This window comes from Streptomyces sp. NPDC058650, from assembly GCF_042717315.1.
In the GTDB taxonomy this organism is placed as follows: domain Bacteria; phylum Actinomycetota; class Actinomycetes; order Streptomycetales; family Streptomycetaceae; genus Streptomyces.
The window spans coordinates 79,773-91,873 of sequence record NZ_JBHXRL010000028.1 but is presented as its reverse complement, the minus strand read 5'-3'; the positions used below and the strand labels follow the sequence as shown (position 1 = coordinate 91,873).

The window sequence follows — 12,101 nt, the reverse complement described above, 5'->3', positions numbered from 1 at the left end:
GGGCCGGAGTGCGCGCCAGAACCCTCTGGATCGCTCAAGCGAACGAATGGACGCAGAATGCGATAGAGGGGCCCGTGTGACCGCACGGGCCGTGGGGAAGTGATGGGCGTGCTTGAGGTCCCGCTCTGGCTGTGGGGAGCATTCGCCGCGACGGTGGTGGTGTCGCTGGCGGTAGACCTGCTGGCCCACCGCACCGCGCACGTCATCGGCTTCAAGGAAGCAGCCGCGTGGAGCGCGCTGTGGGTGGGCCTCGCCCTGACCTTCGGCGCGGTCGTCTTCCTCGTACTCGGTACGACCGCGGGCACGGAGTACACCACCGCATGGCTGCTGGAGAAGAGCCTGTCCGTCGACAACCTCTTCGTCTTCGCCGTGATCTTCGCCTACTTCAAGGTGCCCCGCGCCTACCAGCACCGCGTACTGTTCTTCGGCGTCATGGGCGCCCTGATCTTCCGCGGCGTCTTCCTCTCCCTCGGCGTCGCCGTGGTCAGCCGCTTCACCGCCGTACTCTTCGCCTTCGCCGCCATCCTCTTCTACAGCACCTACAAACTCCTCAAGGGCGAAGAGGAGAGCTTCGACCCGGGCAAGAGCTTCGCCGTACGGCTCCTGCGCAAGATCATGCCGGTCCGTGACGAGTACGCGGGCATGAAGTTCTTCGTCAAGGAAGCCGGCAAACGCGTGGCCACCCCGCTCCTCGCGGTGGTGGCAGCGATCGAGGCGGCCGACCTGATCTTCGCCGTCGACAGCGTTCCCGCCGTTCTCGCCGTCAGCGACGACGCCTTCATCGTCTACACCAGCAACGCCTTCGCCATCCTCGGCCTGCGGGCCCTCTACTTCATGCTCGCCGGACTCCTGGACCGGTTCCACTACCTGAACAAGGGCCTCGCGATCATCCTCGCCTTCATCGGCCTCAAGCTCATCCTCCAGGCATCCCACAAGACGATCAGCACCAGCATCCCGGAGATCCCTTCACCGATCAGCCTCGCGGTCATCGTCGTCGTCCTGGCCGGTTCCGTAGCCCTCAGCCTGCTCCGTCCCGCCCCGCCCGGCCACGCATCTGCTCGTCCGGACGACGGAACAGCATCGCTGCCCTCGGCGGCAACCAACGAGCACCCCGGCTCCGACGACGGCGCACATACCCAGCAGGACCACGATCGGAAAGACCCGCCCCCGACCGGGGGCTGATCAGAGCCAGGGGATGGCCGCACATCCCCCTGTCCCTTTTGCGACCGCAGAGCCTATCGTTAAAGGATGAGTAAAGCCGAGCATGAGACCGGTCCCCAAGGAGCGCTTGTCTGCCCGGTCTGCAAGCGGCCCGTGAGCACGACCGTGAAGAGGCGGCACAAGACTCTCGGAGTCTTCGTGCCCGTGTGGCGCCCTGGCCCCTGCCACAACCCGGAGTGCACTGAATACCTGGAAGACCCGGAGCACACGAGGCACCAGGACCATTGACCCGGCCGAATCCGGGGCGTCGCCCGCCGTCCGGGGAGGCTCCTCGCCGCCCGCCGGATCACATGGAGCCGGCAGCTGTTGGTTCAGCCGCCGGGACGGATCTCCGGCATCGCCCGCTACGCTCCGGCTGACGTGCCCGCGTCGCTGTGCGTACGAGTATCCGAGCGGCGATTCTTCGCCGCACCCGAGGCATCCGCCTGACGGTTGGTCAGGATTTGGAGTATCAGCGCGCCCACGCACAGCAGCGCGCCCAGTCCCCAGATCGTCAGATAGGCGGAGAGCGCGGGGACGTCCGTACCCCCGACGACCAGGGAGCCGAGGACGACGGCCGAGCCCGCGCCCGCGACGCTGCCGCCCAGGGTCTTCAGGTTGTTGTAGACGGCGGTCGCGCTCGCCGTGCGGTCCGTGGTGCTGCGTTCCACGATCAGTGTGGGCAGGCCGCCCATGGCCAGGCCCATGCCGAAGCCGGAAACGGCGGAAGCCAGGGCGAACAGCGGCAGCGTGGTGTGGCCGGCGATCAGCCCCACGTTGCCGGCGGCCATCAGCGTGAAGGCGAGCAACAGGACGCGACGGTAGCCGGTGCGGGCCGCCACTCGGGCCACGAGGCTCGCCCCGGCGAAGGCCAGGACGTGGGGCACCGCGCCCCACGCGCTGATCTCCCAGGTCGTGAGCCCGAATCCGTACCCCTCGTCGGCCGTCGACGCGGCAATGTACGAGATGGCGACTGCCTGCCCGCCCAGCATCACGGCGCCGAAGACGAAACCGGAGACGTAGTACGGCGCGGACCGGGGGTGGGCCACTGCGCGGACGTCGACCAGGGCGTGCGGCCGGTCCCGTTCGAGCCGGACCCACCAGGCGAGCAGGGACAGGGAGATGGCGAGGCCGCCCAGGGTGAGCGGCGAGGTCCAGCCCCACGCCTGGCCGCGCGCCATCGTGCCGAGGAACAGCAGCAGCGCCAGGCCGAGCAGGAGTGCCCCTGTCCAGTCCATCCGGCCGGGCGCGCGGTTCCGGGACTCGGGGATCGCGCAGTACGAGAGGGCCACACAGGCGCACGCGATCGCGGCGAGGACGCAGAGCGTCGCCTGGACGCCACCGGTGAGTTCGAGCAGGGGGCCCGCCAGGCCGTGGCCGAGGAGCGAGCCGAGGGTGAGCGCGCCGACGAGGAGCGCTACCGCCCGCCGGGCGCCCTCGAGGTCGAGCCGGTCCCGTACGAGACCGATCTCCAGTGGCAGCAGAGCCGCCAGCGGACCCATGAGGGCTCGACCCACCAGCAGCACCGTCAGATTCGGTGCGAGGGCCACCAGGACGGTGCCCGCCGCGACGCACACCAGCGCGATCCGGACCAGTCGACGGTGTCCGTACAGATCACCGAGCCGCCCGAACACCGGCACCCCCACCGCGGCGGCCAGGAACTGGACCGCCATGTACCACTGCGCCTGCGACGCGCTGATGGACTGCCAGTCCTGCACGGCCGGCACCAGCGCCGGGCCCGACCCCTGGAGGAAGCCGCTGACCAGCTCGAAGACGACCAGCAGACCGACGACGGCGGTGACCCGGGGCGCCGCCACCTCCTCCGTCCCGCGCGGCGCCCTCACGCGGACGTCCCCGTGGCGAGCCGCCGCTCCGCGAGCTCGGCGAGCAGCGCCGCCTGGCGGTGGAGCACCCGGTCGTCGAACAGAGCCCGCGGGGAGTGGTTCTGCGGCGCCTTCTCCACATCCACGCCCTCGGGCGCCGCGCCGACCAGCAGCATCGCGCCGGGCACCTTGTTCAGCACCAGAGAGAAGTCCTCGGAACCGCTGGCAGGCTGGGGAGCCTGCCACACCTCGCCCGGGCCGAACAGGTCGCGCGCCGTCTCCATGGCGAACTCCGTCGCGACCGGCTCGTTGACCGTGACCGGGTAGAGCATCTCGTACTCCACCTCCGCCTCCAGGCCGTGCGCCGCCGCGATCCCGCGCACCAGCCGCGGCAGCCCCTGGGCCAGCCGCTCGTGGTTGGCTTCCGAGTAGCTGCGTACGGTCGCCTCGAACTCGGCCGTGTCCGGGATGACGTTGTGCTGCGTACCGGCGTGCAGCCGTCCGACGGTCACCACCACCGGGTCGAAGATGTCGAAGGTGCGCGTCACCCAGTTCTGCAGCGCGGTCACCATCTCGCAGACCGCGGGCACCGGGTCCTTGGCGTGGTGCGGAGCCGAACCGTGCCCGCCTTCGCCCCGCACCGTCACCCGCAGGACGTCGGATGCCGTCATGACGGTGCCGGGCCGGGACGCGACCCAGCCGCCCGGCAGGCGGTTGGCCGACACATGGAGCGCGAAGGCCGCGTCGAGGGGCTTGCCCGCCGCGTCCAGGACACCCTCGTCGATCATCGCGCCCGCGCCGTTGTGTCCCTCCTCACCCGGCTGGAACATGAACACCACGTCGCCCTGGAGGCTCTCCCGGCGGTCCGCGAGCAGCGTCGCCGCGCCGACGAGTCCGGCGGTGTGCAGATCGTGCCCGCAGCCGTGCATCCGGCCCGGCACCTGGGAGGCGTACTCCACCCCGGTGAGTTCACCCACCGGCAGAGCGTCCATGTCACCCCGCAGCAGGACCGCCCCGCCGGGACGGCCACCCCGCAGCACGGCCGTGACGGAGGTCAGCTCCCGGCCGAGCGTGATGTCGAGCGGGAGACCGTCGAGCGCGGCGAGGACCTTCTCCTGCGTACGCGGCAGCCGCAGACCGAGCTCCGGCTCGCGGTGGAGCGAGCGGCGGAGCCGCACGAGATCGGGCTGGAGTTCCCTGGCGCGTTCCAGTACGGACATGCTGCGTCAACCTCCTGGTACGGTTCCGGCTTTCGGTGGGGCAAGAGTGAAGTGCTCACCATCCCGTCGGTTCCGAATCGCAGGAAAACCGCAAGGAACATCGAATGACGCAGCATTCCGCGCACGGTTCGGTCCGGGCGCTCGACGACGTCGACCAGGCGCTGGTGCACGCACTGCAGATCGCCCCACGGGCCGGGTGGAACGAGATCGGCGCGGTACTCGGCCTCGACGCCGTGACCGTGGCCCGCCGCTGGCACCGGCTCACGGAAGCCGGCGCCGCCTGGATCAGCTGCTCCCCGTCGCCCGCCCTCGCCTCGGCGGGACAGGGACTGCTCGCCTTCGTCGAGGTGGACTGCGCCGGCGGCAGCCTGTTGACCGTGGCCCAGGCCCTCGCCAGGCTCCCCCACGTCTCTGCCGTCGAGCACGTCAGCGGAGACCGCGACCTGCTGCTCACCGTGATGGCCCCGGACCTCGCGGCACTCACCCACTGGATGACCCGCGGCATCGGCGCGATGCCAGGCGTCACCGCCAGCCGCACCCATCTCGCGAGCGCCGTCTACACGGAGGGCAGCCGCTGGCGGCTGCGCGCCCTCGACCGCACCCAGATCGCCCGCCTCGCCGACACCGACACCGCCCGCACCGAGGCACCTGTCTTCCCGCTCACCGACCTGGACCACGCCCTCATGGCCGCCCTTTCCATGAACGGCCGCGCCACCTACCGGGCGCTCGCCGACGGTTGCGGGGCGAGCCCGGACACGGTCCGCCGACGGCTCGGCCGGCTCTTCGCCGCCGGCATGCTCCAGACCCGCTGCGAGGTCGCACGCCCGCTGTCGGAGTGGCCGGTCACGGTGATCCAATGGGGGCGGGCGGCCGCGGGTGAATTGGAACGCGTCTCGCGCGGAGTCACCGGCGCCCGGGAGGTACGGCTGTGCGCCGGCGTCACCGGCCGGAACAACGTCCTCATCATCGCCTGGGTGAAGTCCCTCACCGACGTGCAGCGCTTCGAGGTACGACTCGCCCAGCGCGTTCCCGGCCTGGAGATCACCGACCGCGCCGTGGCGCTGTGGCCGCTGAAGCTCAGCGGCCATTTGCTCGACGAACAGGGCTACCGCATCGGCGGCGTCCCCCTGGACGTTCGCACGGCCGGAGCGAGCACCCAGGCCTAGGGTCTGTCGTTTGGATGAGGCCGGATCAGGGAGCGGCGTCTGGTGGCGTGCATCGCAAGGCGGAGGAGGGAGTCGACGCGGTGGGGGTACCTCCCGTGCCCGAAGGGCTACGGGGGACGTCGGCGAGTGACGACAACGCGGCGAGGCGCGGTGCCAGGCGCCGCGAGCCCGGCATGATCCAAACGACAGGCCCTAAGGGTGGAACGCTCGGAGTCCGGCCGACCGCCCTGCTGGCTGCGAGGGCGGCGAAGGCCGGGTGAGGAGCCGGGCGTCAATGACCGCTCTCGCCTCCCGGCCCGAGGGAGCCGTCAGCCTCCGCGGCTTCCAGAACGTCGAGTCCGGCTGCCGGGAGGGCAGCGGCGAGACCTGGGCGTACGTCGAGGGCATCTTCGCGTTCCCCGGCACCACGGGTGTTCACGTCCAGGAGGCGGCTCGTGCGGGCGCTCGCGCCGGTCAGGGTGAGGGGGATGCCGAGGCTTCCGCACATGCGGTGGGCGCGGGCGAGGGCGCTGAGGGTGGCCGGGGTGGGGTCGGCCGCCGGGAGCGCGATGACCACGCGCGTCGGCCGGTGGGCCTGGACCAGGGCCTGGATCTGGAGGGCGGCAGCGGCCCGGTTGGTGACGTCCAGGTCGCGGTGGAGCATCACGTGCAGGATGTCGTGGCGAACGGTGTGGCTGATGAGCATGGTGTCCCTCCGCGCAGGACGACGAAGGCCCGCAGCCGGACGCGGTGGGGCATCGTCCGAGGATGCCACGGGGACAGGTCCGGGGGCGTCTGGTGGCGCACTCGGCGTGAAGTGTCGGTGGGCCGTTGCTTCGAACGACCCGATGGTTCACGTATATGAATCGGCGGTGGAGGCCGACTAGGGTAGGGAGGACCGGAGTGACCGGTCGAGATTTCGAACGCGACCCCTCACCCACCAGGCGGTGCCCATGAGCCAGTTCGACCTGCCCATCGACCAACTCCGTACGTACCGCAGCGCGTCCGTGGAGCCCGAGGACTTCGACGCCTTCTGGACGAAGACCCTCGACGAGACGCGCGCGCACCCGCTCGACGCGCGTTTCGAGCACGTCGCCACGGGGCTCGCCACGGTGGAGACGTACGACGTGACGTTCTCCGGGTTCGACGGTCAGCCGGTCAAGGGCTGGTTCGTGCTCCCGGCGGGCACCGCCGAACCGCTCCCCGTGGTCGTCGAGTTCCTCGGGTACGGAGGCGGGCGCGGACTGCCGCACACACATCTGCTCTGGGCCTCCGCCGGGTTCGCCCACTTCGTGATGGACACCCGGGGGCAGGGCAGCGGGTGGGCCACCGGCGACACCGCCGACCCGGTCGGCAGCGCGCCCGCCTCCCCCGGTTTCATGACCCGGGGCATCGAGGATCCGGCGACCTACTACTACCGGCGGCTCTTCACGGACGCGGTCCGCGCCGTGGAGGCGGCCCGCTCCCACCCGCTCGTGGACGCGGGCCGCACGGCGGTGACCGGGGGGAGCCAGGGCGGCGGCATCACCCTGGCGGTGGCGGGGCTGGTGCGGGACCTGGTGGCCGTGGCCCCGGACGTACCGTTCCTCTGCGACTTCCCGCGTGCGACGACGATCACGGACCGCGCGCCGTACCGCGAGATCGGCAACTACCTCAAGGCCCACCGCGGCCGCGTCCAGCGGGCGCGGGACACGCTCGCGTACTTCGACGGGGTCCACTTCGCGGCGCGCGCGACCGCGCCGGCCCTGTTCTCGACGGCCCTAGAGGACCTGACGTGCCCGCCGTCGACGGTGTTCGCGGCCTTCAACGCGTACGCGGAGGAGGACAAGGAGATCGAGGTCTACGACTTCAACGACCACGAGGGTGGCGGCTCCTTCCAGCAGGCGGCCCAGCTTCGCTGGATACCGGGGAGGCTGCGCGCCTGAGGCCCGCCCCGCACCCCGTCCCCCTTCGTTGACGCAGCGCCGATCGCCCTCCGGGGCGAGCGGCGCTGCGTCATTCCCGTCGGCCCCGCGAACGGTGGATGTGGCGCTGAATGGCTACCGGGGGCACCCCGGATCGCATGCCCGAACGACAGTCGCACCCCCCGCGCATGGGCTCATCGGCCTGTCCGCGATCGACGGCCGGTTCGGGCTCTCTGCGGCCAGGGCGCCGGCCGCGAGGTGGCCGGTATGAATCGTCCATGTTCGTCACAGCGCCGCCATCGGTTCATCAGATGGTGCGTACTCGTGTTCATCGGACGCCTGGACCGGACGGGTGTGGCTACGGTCGTTCGGGTCGCCCGCAGGGGGCGGCACCGGTCGAGTGCCGCACGCGCCCAGACCGTTCCGGGGCCGTCACGCGCCGGTACGGAGCGCGCCCGGGCGGCTCCACAGGGAGTGGACATGGGTTCTGTTGGCCGTAAGACCGTCGCGGTGATGGCAGCCGCTCTGGCATCGCTGGGTGCGGGGAGCGGTGTCACGGCCACCGCGACGCCCGCGTCCCCCGTGCCCTGCAGCGGCGCGGAGTGCCCCAGCCTCAAGCCGGTGAGGCTCGTGGCCAGCCAGGCCACCCTGAACATCACCCAGATGCAACTGGAGAACATTCAGGCCATGGCGTCCGACGCGATCACCGGGGAACCCATTCGCGGTGCGCGGATCGTGTTCGCGACCGTCGGCGGCCGGACGCTCGGGGCCGCCTACACCGACTACGACGGCGTGGCTTCCATCACGGCTCCGGAGAACTTCGGCCCCGGAACCGTCCAGGAACTGCTGGGCGGCTACGAAGCCTCGATGATCGGCGACGGCGTCCACGCCCCGGCCGGTGCCCACGGAGCGATCACGATCGGGACCGACCAGGCACCCGGTGTGCCGGGCGGCCCGTGCTCCCTCTGCAGCGACCGCGGGCTGAAGCGGGATGTGGTCCCGGTCGACTGGAGCCGATGAGAATGCGGATCTTCCGTCGACGGCCCCGGGCGGCCGACGCCCCCGCCCCAGACAGTCGGCCGGCCGTGGCGCGGGAAGGTGCCGCGGTCGCCCCGGCCGGTGCGGTGAACGGCTTCGAGGTCCTGGAGACCGTGGCCGCGCTGCCCGTCAGCACCTGGCGCTATCTCTGGGAACCCGAGGACGTCCGTCACCTCGGACCGATGGCCCAGGACTGGCACGCCGCCTTCGGCTTCAACCAGGACGACACCAGGATCCCCGTCGTCGACGGCCTCGGCGTCGCCCTGGTGTGCGTCCAGGCGCTGCACCGCCGTGTGGAGGAACTGACGGCCGAGGTGGGACGTCTGCGCGAGGCCACGGCCATGACCCCGTCCGAGGTGGGGCGATGACGGCGGACAGTCTGTCGCCGGTGTCCACGGACGCGATCTGGCGGCTTCCTGCGACGGTCTGTCGCATCACGGGGTTCCTGGGTGAGCGGACGGCCGACGCCCTCCTCGAGCGCGCCATCACCACCACGGGCGACAGGCTGAAGCCCTCCAAGATCCGGGACGGGGAGTTGGTCCCCGAAATGCGCCGGTCCCGGTCGTACCAGGACTTCGCGGCGCCCGAGTTGCTGGCGGCCATCGAGGACGTCCGGGAAGCGGTCGAACACACCCTGGGAGTCGACTGCCGGTACACCGAACCCCGTTACGGCCTCAACGTGCACAACGACGGGGACTTCTACCGGCCGCACCAGGACACCAGCGCCGCGTACGCCCCGCGGCGTCTCCTCACCTTCGTGTACTACCTGCACCGCACGCCCCGTCCGTTCGACGGCGGCGAGTTGCGCGTCTTCGACGCCGCCCTGCCGCTGCACATGGAGCCGACCGGAGACTGGGAGGAACGCTCCTGGCGGGACTGGGAGCCCGAGCACGACAGCATCGTGTTCTTCCTGCCGACCGCCTGGCACGAGGTACGACCGGTCGTGTGCCCCGGCAGGCAGCACGCGGACAGCCGTTTCGCGGTCAACGGCTGGCTGTGCGCACCCGACCCCGCGCACCACGGGGCGGCGGATGCCGGTGGGACTCACTAGGGGCGTCTGACACATGGTTCCCGACCTCGGCGGGCATGTGGCCGCGCCCGGCGTGGGAGCGGGCTGGAGGCATCCGGCGCCAGTGAGCGGCCTCTCAGCGGCGCGCCCGTGGCGATCCGGCGAGCAGCAGAAGTCCAACGGCGGCACGGGCCAGCAGTGGCGGCGCATCGGCCAGTAGGCTTTTCCGCTTGTTGCGGGGCCCGGCCGAGCCCGTCCGGCCCCGCTACCCGGCGATCTCCGTACGCTCCCACCACTCGTACACCCGAAGGGTCCCCTCCGCGGTGTCTTCTCGGCGTGCGGTCTCCCTGAAGTGCTCGTATCCGCCGAGATGCGCGATCTTCAGGTCCTCGCCGGGGGTCTCGACCGGGACGATCCGCTCGGGGAGGTCGCCCGGCCCACCCTCCAGAAATGCCTTGTGTGCCATGGGGTCAGTCTCACCACCCTCGGCACGCATCGCATCCGGGGCAGGCCCACCGGGCTGACCCCTCTGACGGAAGAGGAACGCCGCCTGCTGCTCCACGCGGCGGGTCACCGGGTCACCGGGTCACCGGGGAGTCGGCCGGTTTCCGGGCGAGCGGCAGGTGGTAGAGGGCGAACGCCCTGCGGATGACCGGCTGGGCGACGTTGCGGACGCGTATCCCGCCCGCCGTCATGCCGTGCTCGGTTCCGAGGTGGGCGTGGCCGTGTACGGCGAGGTCGGCACCCGCCTCGTCGATGGCCTCGGCGAGGAGGTAGCTGCCCAGGAAGGGGTAGATCTCGACCGGTTCGCCGGCGAGGGTGTCGGGCACCGGCGCGAAGTGGGTGAGGGCGATCCTGGCCCCGCAGCCGTCGCCGTCCATACTGCTCAGGGCCCGGTACAGGCCTTCGGCGCCACGGCGCGCGGTCCGGACGAACTCCTTCATCTCGCGCTCACCGAACTCTCCGGCACTGCGACCGGCGAAGCCTCCGCAGAAACCCTTCACCCCGGCGACGCCGATCTTTCCGCCGGCCACCGGCAGGAGGACCCTGTCGCCCTCAAGGACAGTGACCCCCGCGTCGGTGAGGACACGTGCGACGTCCGCCTCCCGCTCGGAGTGGTAGTCGTGGTTGCCGAGCACGGCGACCACGGGGACGCCGAGGTCCCGTACCTCTTCGGCGACCACCTCGGCCTCGGGGACCGTGCCGTGGCGGGTGAGGTCGCCGGCGAGGAGGAGCACGTCCGCGCAGAGTGGCAGGGTCGCGAAGGAGGGGCGCAGCAGGCCTCGGCAGTCCGGGCTCAGGTGGATGTCACCCACCGCTGCCACCCGGACGACCGCTCCGTCCTGCTCGCCCTGGGACGTCACAGCAGCTCCTCGGGTCGGTCGGGGGGATCCGTACAGGCGACCAGAAGGTCGGCGCGCACCGGGATGCCGGCCAGTTCCGCGCCGGCGATCCGGAGGATCTCGTCCCGGCGGTCGGCGGTCGGGAGGGTGCCCGTCAGGAGGACGGCCGCGCCGCGCATCTCGACGCGTACGCCGAGCTCGGCCGCGTGCCCGCGAGCGAGCCGGTCCCTGAAGCGGGCGATCCGGTATTCGTCCTCGCCGGTGTTCATCGCGGTCTCCCTTCCGGTGTCGCACACCGTGCCGCCGCGTGGGGCCGGGATCTGCGACTACCCGAACGGAACGAGATGATCCGGCCTTGCTCGATCCGGTACGAGGGCTCCGTCACGCACACGATCGTCACGCACACGATCGTCGTGCGCATGATCGTCGCGCGCATGATCGGCTCCTCTCGGCGGTCGGCCCGCCAGGGCGTCTACCCGGAGCCGCGACACCCACGCGCCTGCCCGGCGCAGAGCGGGCGGAGCCGTACGTCAGCTCCGGGCCGGCGCCCGCGGCCGCCCGTCCGGGGCAGGCGGCAGGTGCCGTTACGACTTGACGGCGAAGAGCTGTGCGGCCCCGGTCATCTCCAGCAAGCGGGTCACTTGGGGACTGGTGGCGGTGATGGTCAGGGAGCGGTGCTCACTGAGGGCTCGCCGGCGTGCGCGCAGCAGGGCGTTGAGGCCGGTGGAGTCGCAGAAGGTGACTCCGGACAGGTCCAGCGTGAGCCCGCCGCCGTCCTCGCAGGCCTCCATGGCCCGCATGAGCGCTGTTCGCAGGTGCGTGGCGCTGTCGATGTCGAGTTCTCCGCGGACGCTGACGACGGCGCCGCCCGCCTTCGGCCTCATCGAGACCGTCATGCCTCCGTCGTCTTCTCCGTGCGACGGGGAAGCGGGGCGGGGAACTTCGGGGATGGGAGTCATGAGCCCTCCTGGACCGAGGCGGCCCTGTGACTGAAATTGTCTGTCTCGTAGAGTTATGTGTCAATAATTACCCGAAATTCACATCTTGTGATTGCGAGGGTGCCGTCTCCGGGTGCACGATATTCACATGGGTGAAACGAGAGCTACTCGCTCAGACTGGACATTCCTCACCAGTCACGCCCGGGTGCTGCTGGCGATCTCGCGTGACCCAGGCGCACGGCTCCGCGACATCGCGTCGAGCTGCGGCGTGACCGAGCGGACGGTGCAGGCCATCGTCACCGATCTCGAAGAGGCCGGCTATCTCGTCCGCAGCCGCGCTGACGACGGCCGCCGCAACCGCTACGGCATCGTGCGTGACTCCCACTTCCGTCATCCCGCCGAGGCCGGACATCAGATCGCCGGCCTTCTCGAGCTCCTCGCCGAACCGCAGGGCACCGCCGAGGCCGGCAGCGCCCGATAG

14 protein-coding genes are annotated in these 12,101 nt (G+C 71.0%); 7 read left to right on the top strand and 7 right to left on the bottom strand.

The genetic code is table 11. From position 1 onward, the window contains the following. The first annotated feature begins 102 nt into the window (after positions 1-102). On the top strand, positions 103-1,182 hold the full coding sequence (locus ACFWWU_RS34085) for a TerC family protein (protein WP_384151959.1): 1,080 nt from the start codon (positions 103-105) through the stop codon (positions 1,180-1,182). A gap of 383 nt (positions 1,183-1,565) precedes the next feature. On the opposite strand, the gene ACFWWU_RS34080 is transcribed toward ACFWWU_RS34085, so the two are convergent. Both ACFWWU_RS34080 and ACFWWU_RS34075 read right to left on the bottom strand, forming a co-directional pair. After that, positions 1,566-3,044 carry an MFS transporter gene (locus ACFWWU_RS34080; protein WP_384151957.1) on the bottom strand — a complete coding sequence of 493 codons (1,479 nt, stop codon included), beginning with the start codon at positions 3,042-3,044 and terminating at the stop codon, positions 1,566-1,568. Continuing rightward, a complete protein-coding gene (locus ACFWWU_RS34075; protein ID WP_384151954.1) occupies positions 3,041-4,243 on the bottom strand; it encodes a M20 family metallopeptidase in 1,203 nt (400 codons plus the stop codon). The genes ACFWWU_RS34080 and ACFWWU_RS34075 overlap by 4 nt, the downstream gene beginning before the upstream one ends. A gap of 104 nt (positions 4,244-4,347) precedes the next feature. Between ACFWWU_RS34075 and ACFWWU_RS34070 the strand changes: the two genes are divergently transcribed. Next, the gene (locus tag ACFWWU_RS34070) at positions 4,348-5,409 is read left to right on the top strand and encodes an Lrp/AsnC family transcriptional regulator (protein WP_384151951.1); all 1,062 of its coding nucleotides are present in this window, start codon (positions 4,348-4,350) and stop codon (positions 5,407-5,409) included. Positions 5,410-5,680: 271 nt separating this feature from the next. Here the strand turns inward: ACFWWU_RS34070 and ACFWWU_RS34065 are convergent, their stop codons facing one another. Continuing rightward, positions 5,681-6,094: a hypothetical protein gene (locus tag ACFWWU_RS34065; protein ID WP_384151948.1), complete on the bottom strand. Its 414-nt coding sequence runs from the start codon at positions 6,092-6,094 to the stop codon at positions 5,681-5,683. A 247-nt stretch (positions 6,095-6,341) separates the two neighbouring features. Here ACFWWU_RS34065 and ACFWWU_RS34060 point away from each other — a divergent pair, with 247 nt between their 5' ends. From ACFWWU_RS34060 to ACFWWU_RS34045, 4 genes are all read left to right on the top strand, one after another. Continuing rightward, entirely contained in the window at positions 6,342-7,313 is a 972-nt protein-coding gene (locus tag ACFWWU_RS34060) for an acetylxylan esterase (protein ID WP_384151945.1), read from the top strand. A gap of 459 nt (positions 7,314-7,772) precedes the next feature. Beyond that, complete coding sequence (locus tag ACFWWU_RS34055; protein WP_384151942.1) at positions 7,773-8,312, top strand: hypothetical protein; 540 nt, start codon at positions 7,773-7,775, stop codon at positions 8,310-8,312. A gap of 65 nt (positions 8,313-8,377) precedes the next feature. Further along, positions 8,378-8,698, top strand: coding sequence for a tail fiber domain-containing protein (locus ACFWWU_RS34050; RefSeq protein WP_384151939.1), 321 nt, complete (start codon positions 8,378-8,380; stop codon positions 8,696-8,698). Beyond that, positions 8,695-9,381 carry a 2OG-Fe(II) oxygenase gene (locus ACFWWU_RS34045; protein ID WP_384151936.1) on the top strand — a complete coding sequence of 229 codons (687 nt, stop codon included), beginning with the start codon at positions 8,695-8,697 and terminating at the stop codon, positions 9,379-9,381. Before ACFWWU_RS34050 ends, ACFWWU_RS34045 begins: the two co-directional genes overlap by 4 nt. A gap of 223 nt (positions 9,382-9,604) precedes the next feature. Here ACFWWU_RS34045 and ACFWWU_RS34040 read toward each other — a convergent pair whose 3' ends face one another. The 4 genes from ACFWWU_RS34040 to ACFWWU_RS34025 all read right to left on the bottom strand — a co-directional run bounded on the left by ACFWWU_RS34040 (position 9,605) and on the right by ACFWWU_RS34025 (position 11,578). Beyond that, positions 9,605-9,805, bottom strand: coding sequence for a DUF5988 family protein (locus ACFWWU_RS34040; protein WP_384151933.1), 201 nt, complete (start codon positions 9,803-9,805; stop codon positions 9,605-9,607). Positions 9,806-9,917: 112 nt separating this feature from the next. Further along, the gene (locus ACFWWU_RS34035) at positions 9,918-10,703 is read right to left on the bottom strand and encodes a metallophosphoesterase (protein ID WP_384151930.1); all 786 of its coding nucleotides are present in this window, start codon (positions 10,701-10,703) and stop codon (positions 9,918-9,920) included. Continuing rightward, entirely contained in the window at positions 10,700-10,951 is a 252-nt protein-coding gene (locus tag ACFWWU_RS34030) for a hypothetical protein (RefSeq protein WP_384151927.1), read from the bottom strand. The genes ACFWWU_RS34035 and ACFWWU_RS34030 overlap by 4 nt, the downstream gene beginning before the upstream one ends. A gap of 315 nt (positions 10,952-11,266) precedes the next feature. Then, a complete protein-coding gene (locus ACFWWU_RS34025; RefSeq protein ID WP_384151924.1) occupies positions 11,267-11,578 on the bottom strand; it encodes an STAS domain-containing protein in 312 nt (103 codons plus the stop codon). Between the two features lie 247 nt (positions 11,579-11,825). Between ACFWWU_RS34025 and ACFWWU_RS34020 the strand changes: the two genes are divergently transcribed. Then, positions 11,826-12,101 carry a MarR family transcriptional regulator gene (locus ACFWWU_RS34020; RefSeq protein ID WP_384151921.1) on the top strand — a complete coding sequence of 92 codons (276 nt, stop codon included), beginning with the start codon at positions 11,826-11,828 and terminating at the stop codon, positions 12,099-12,101.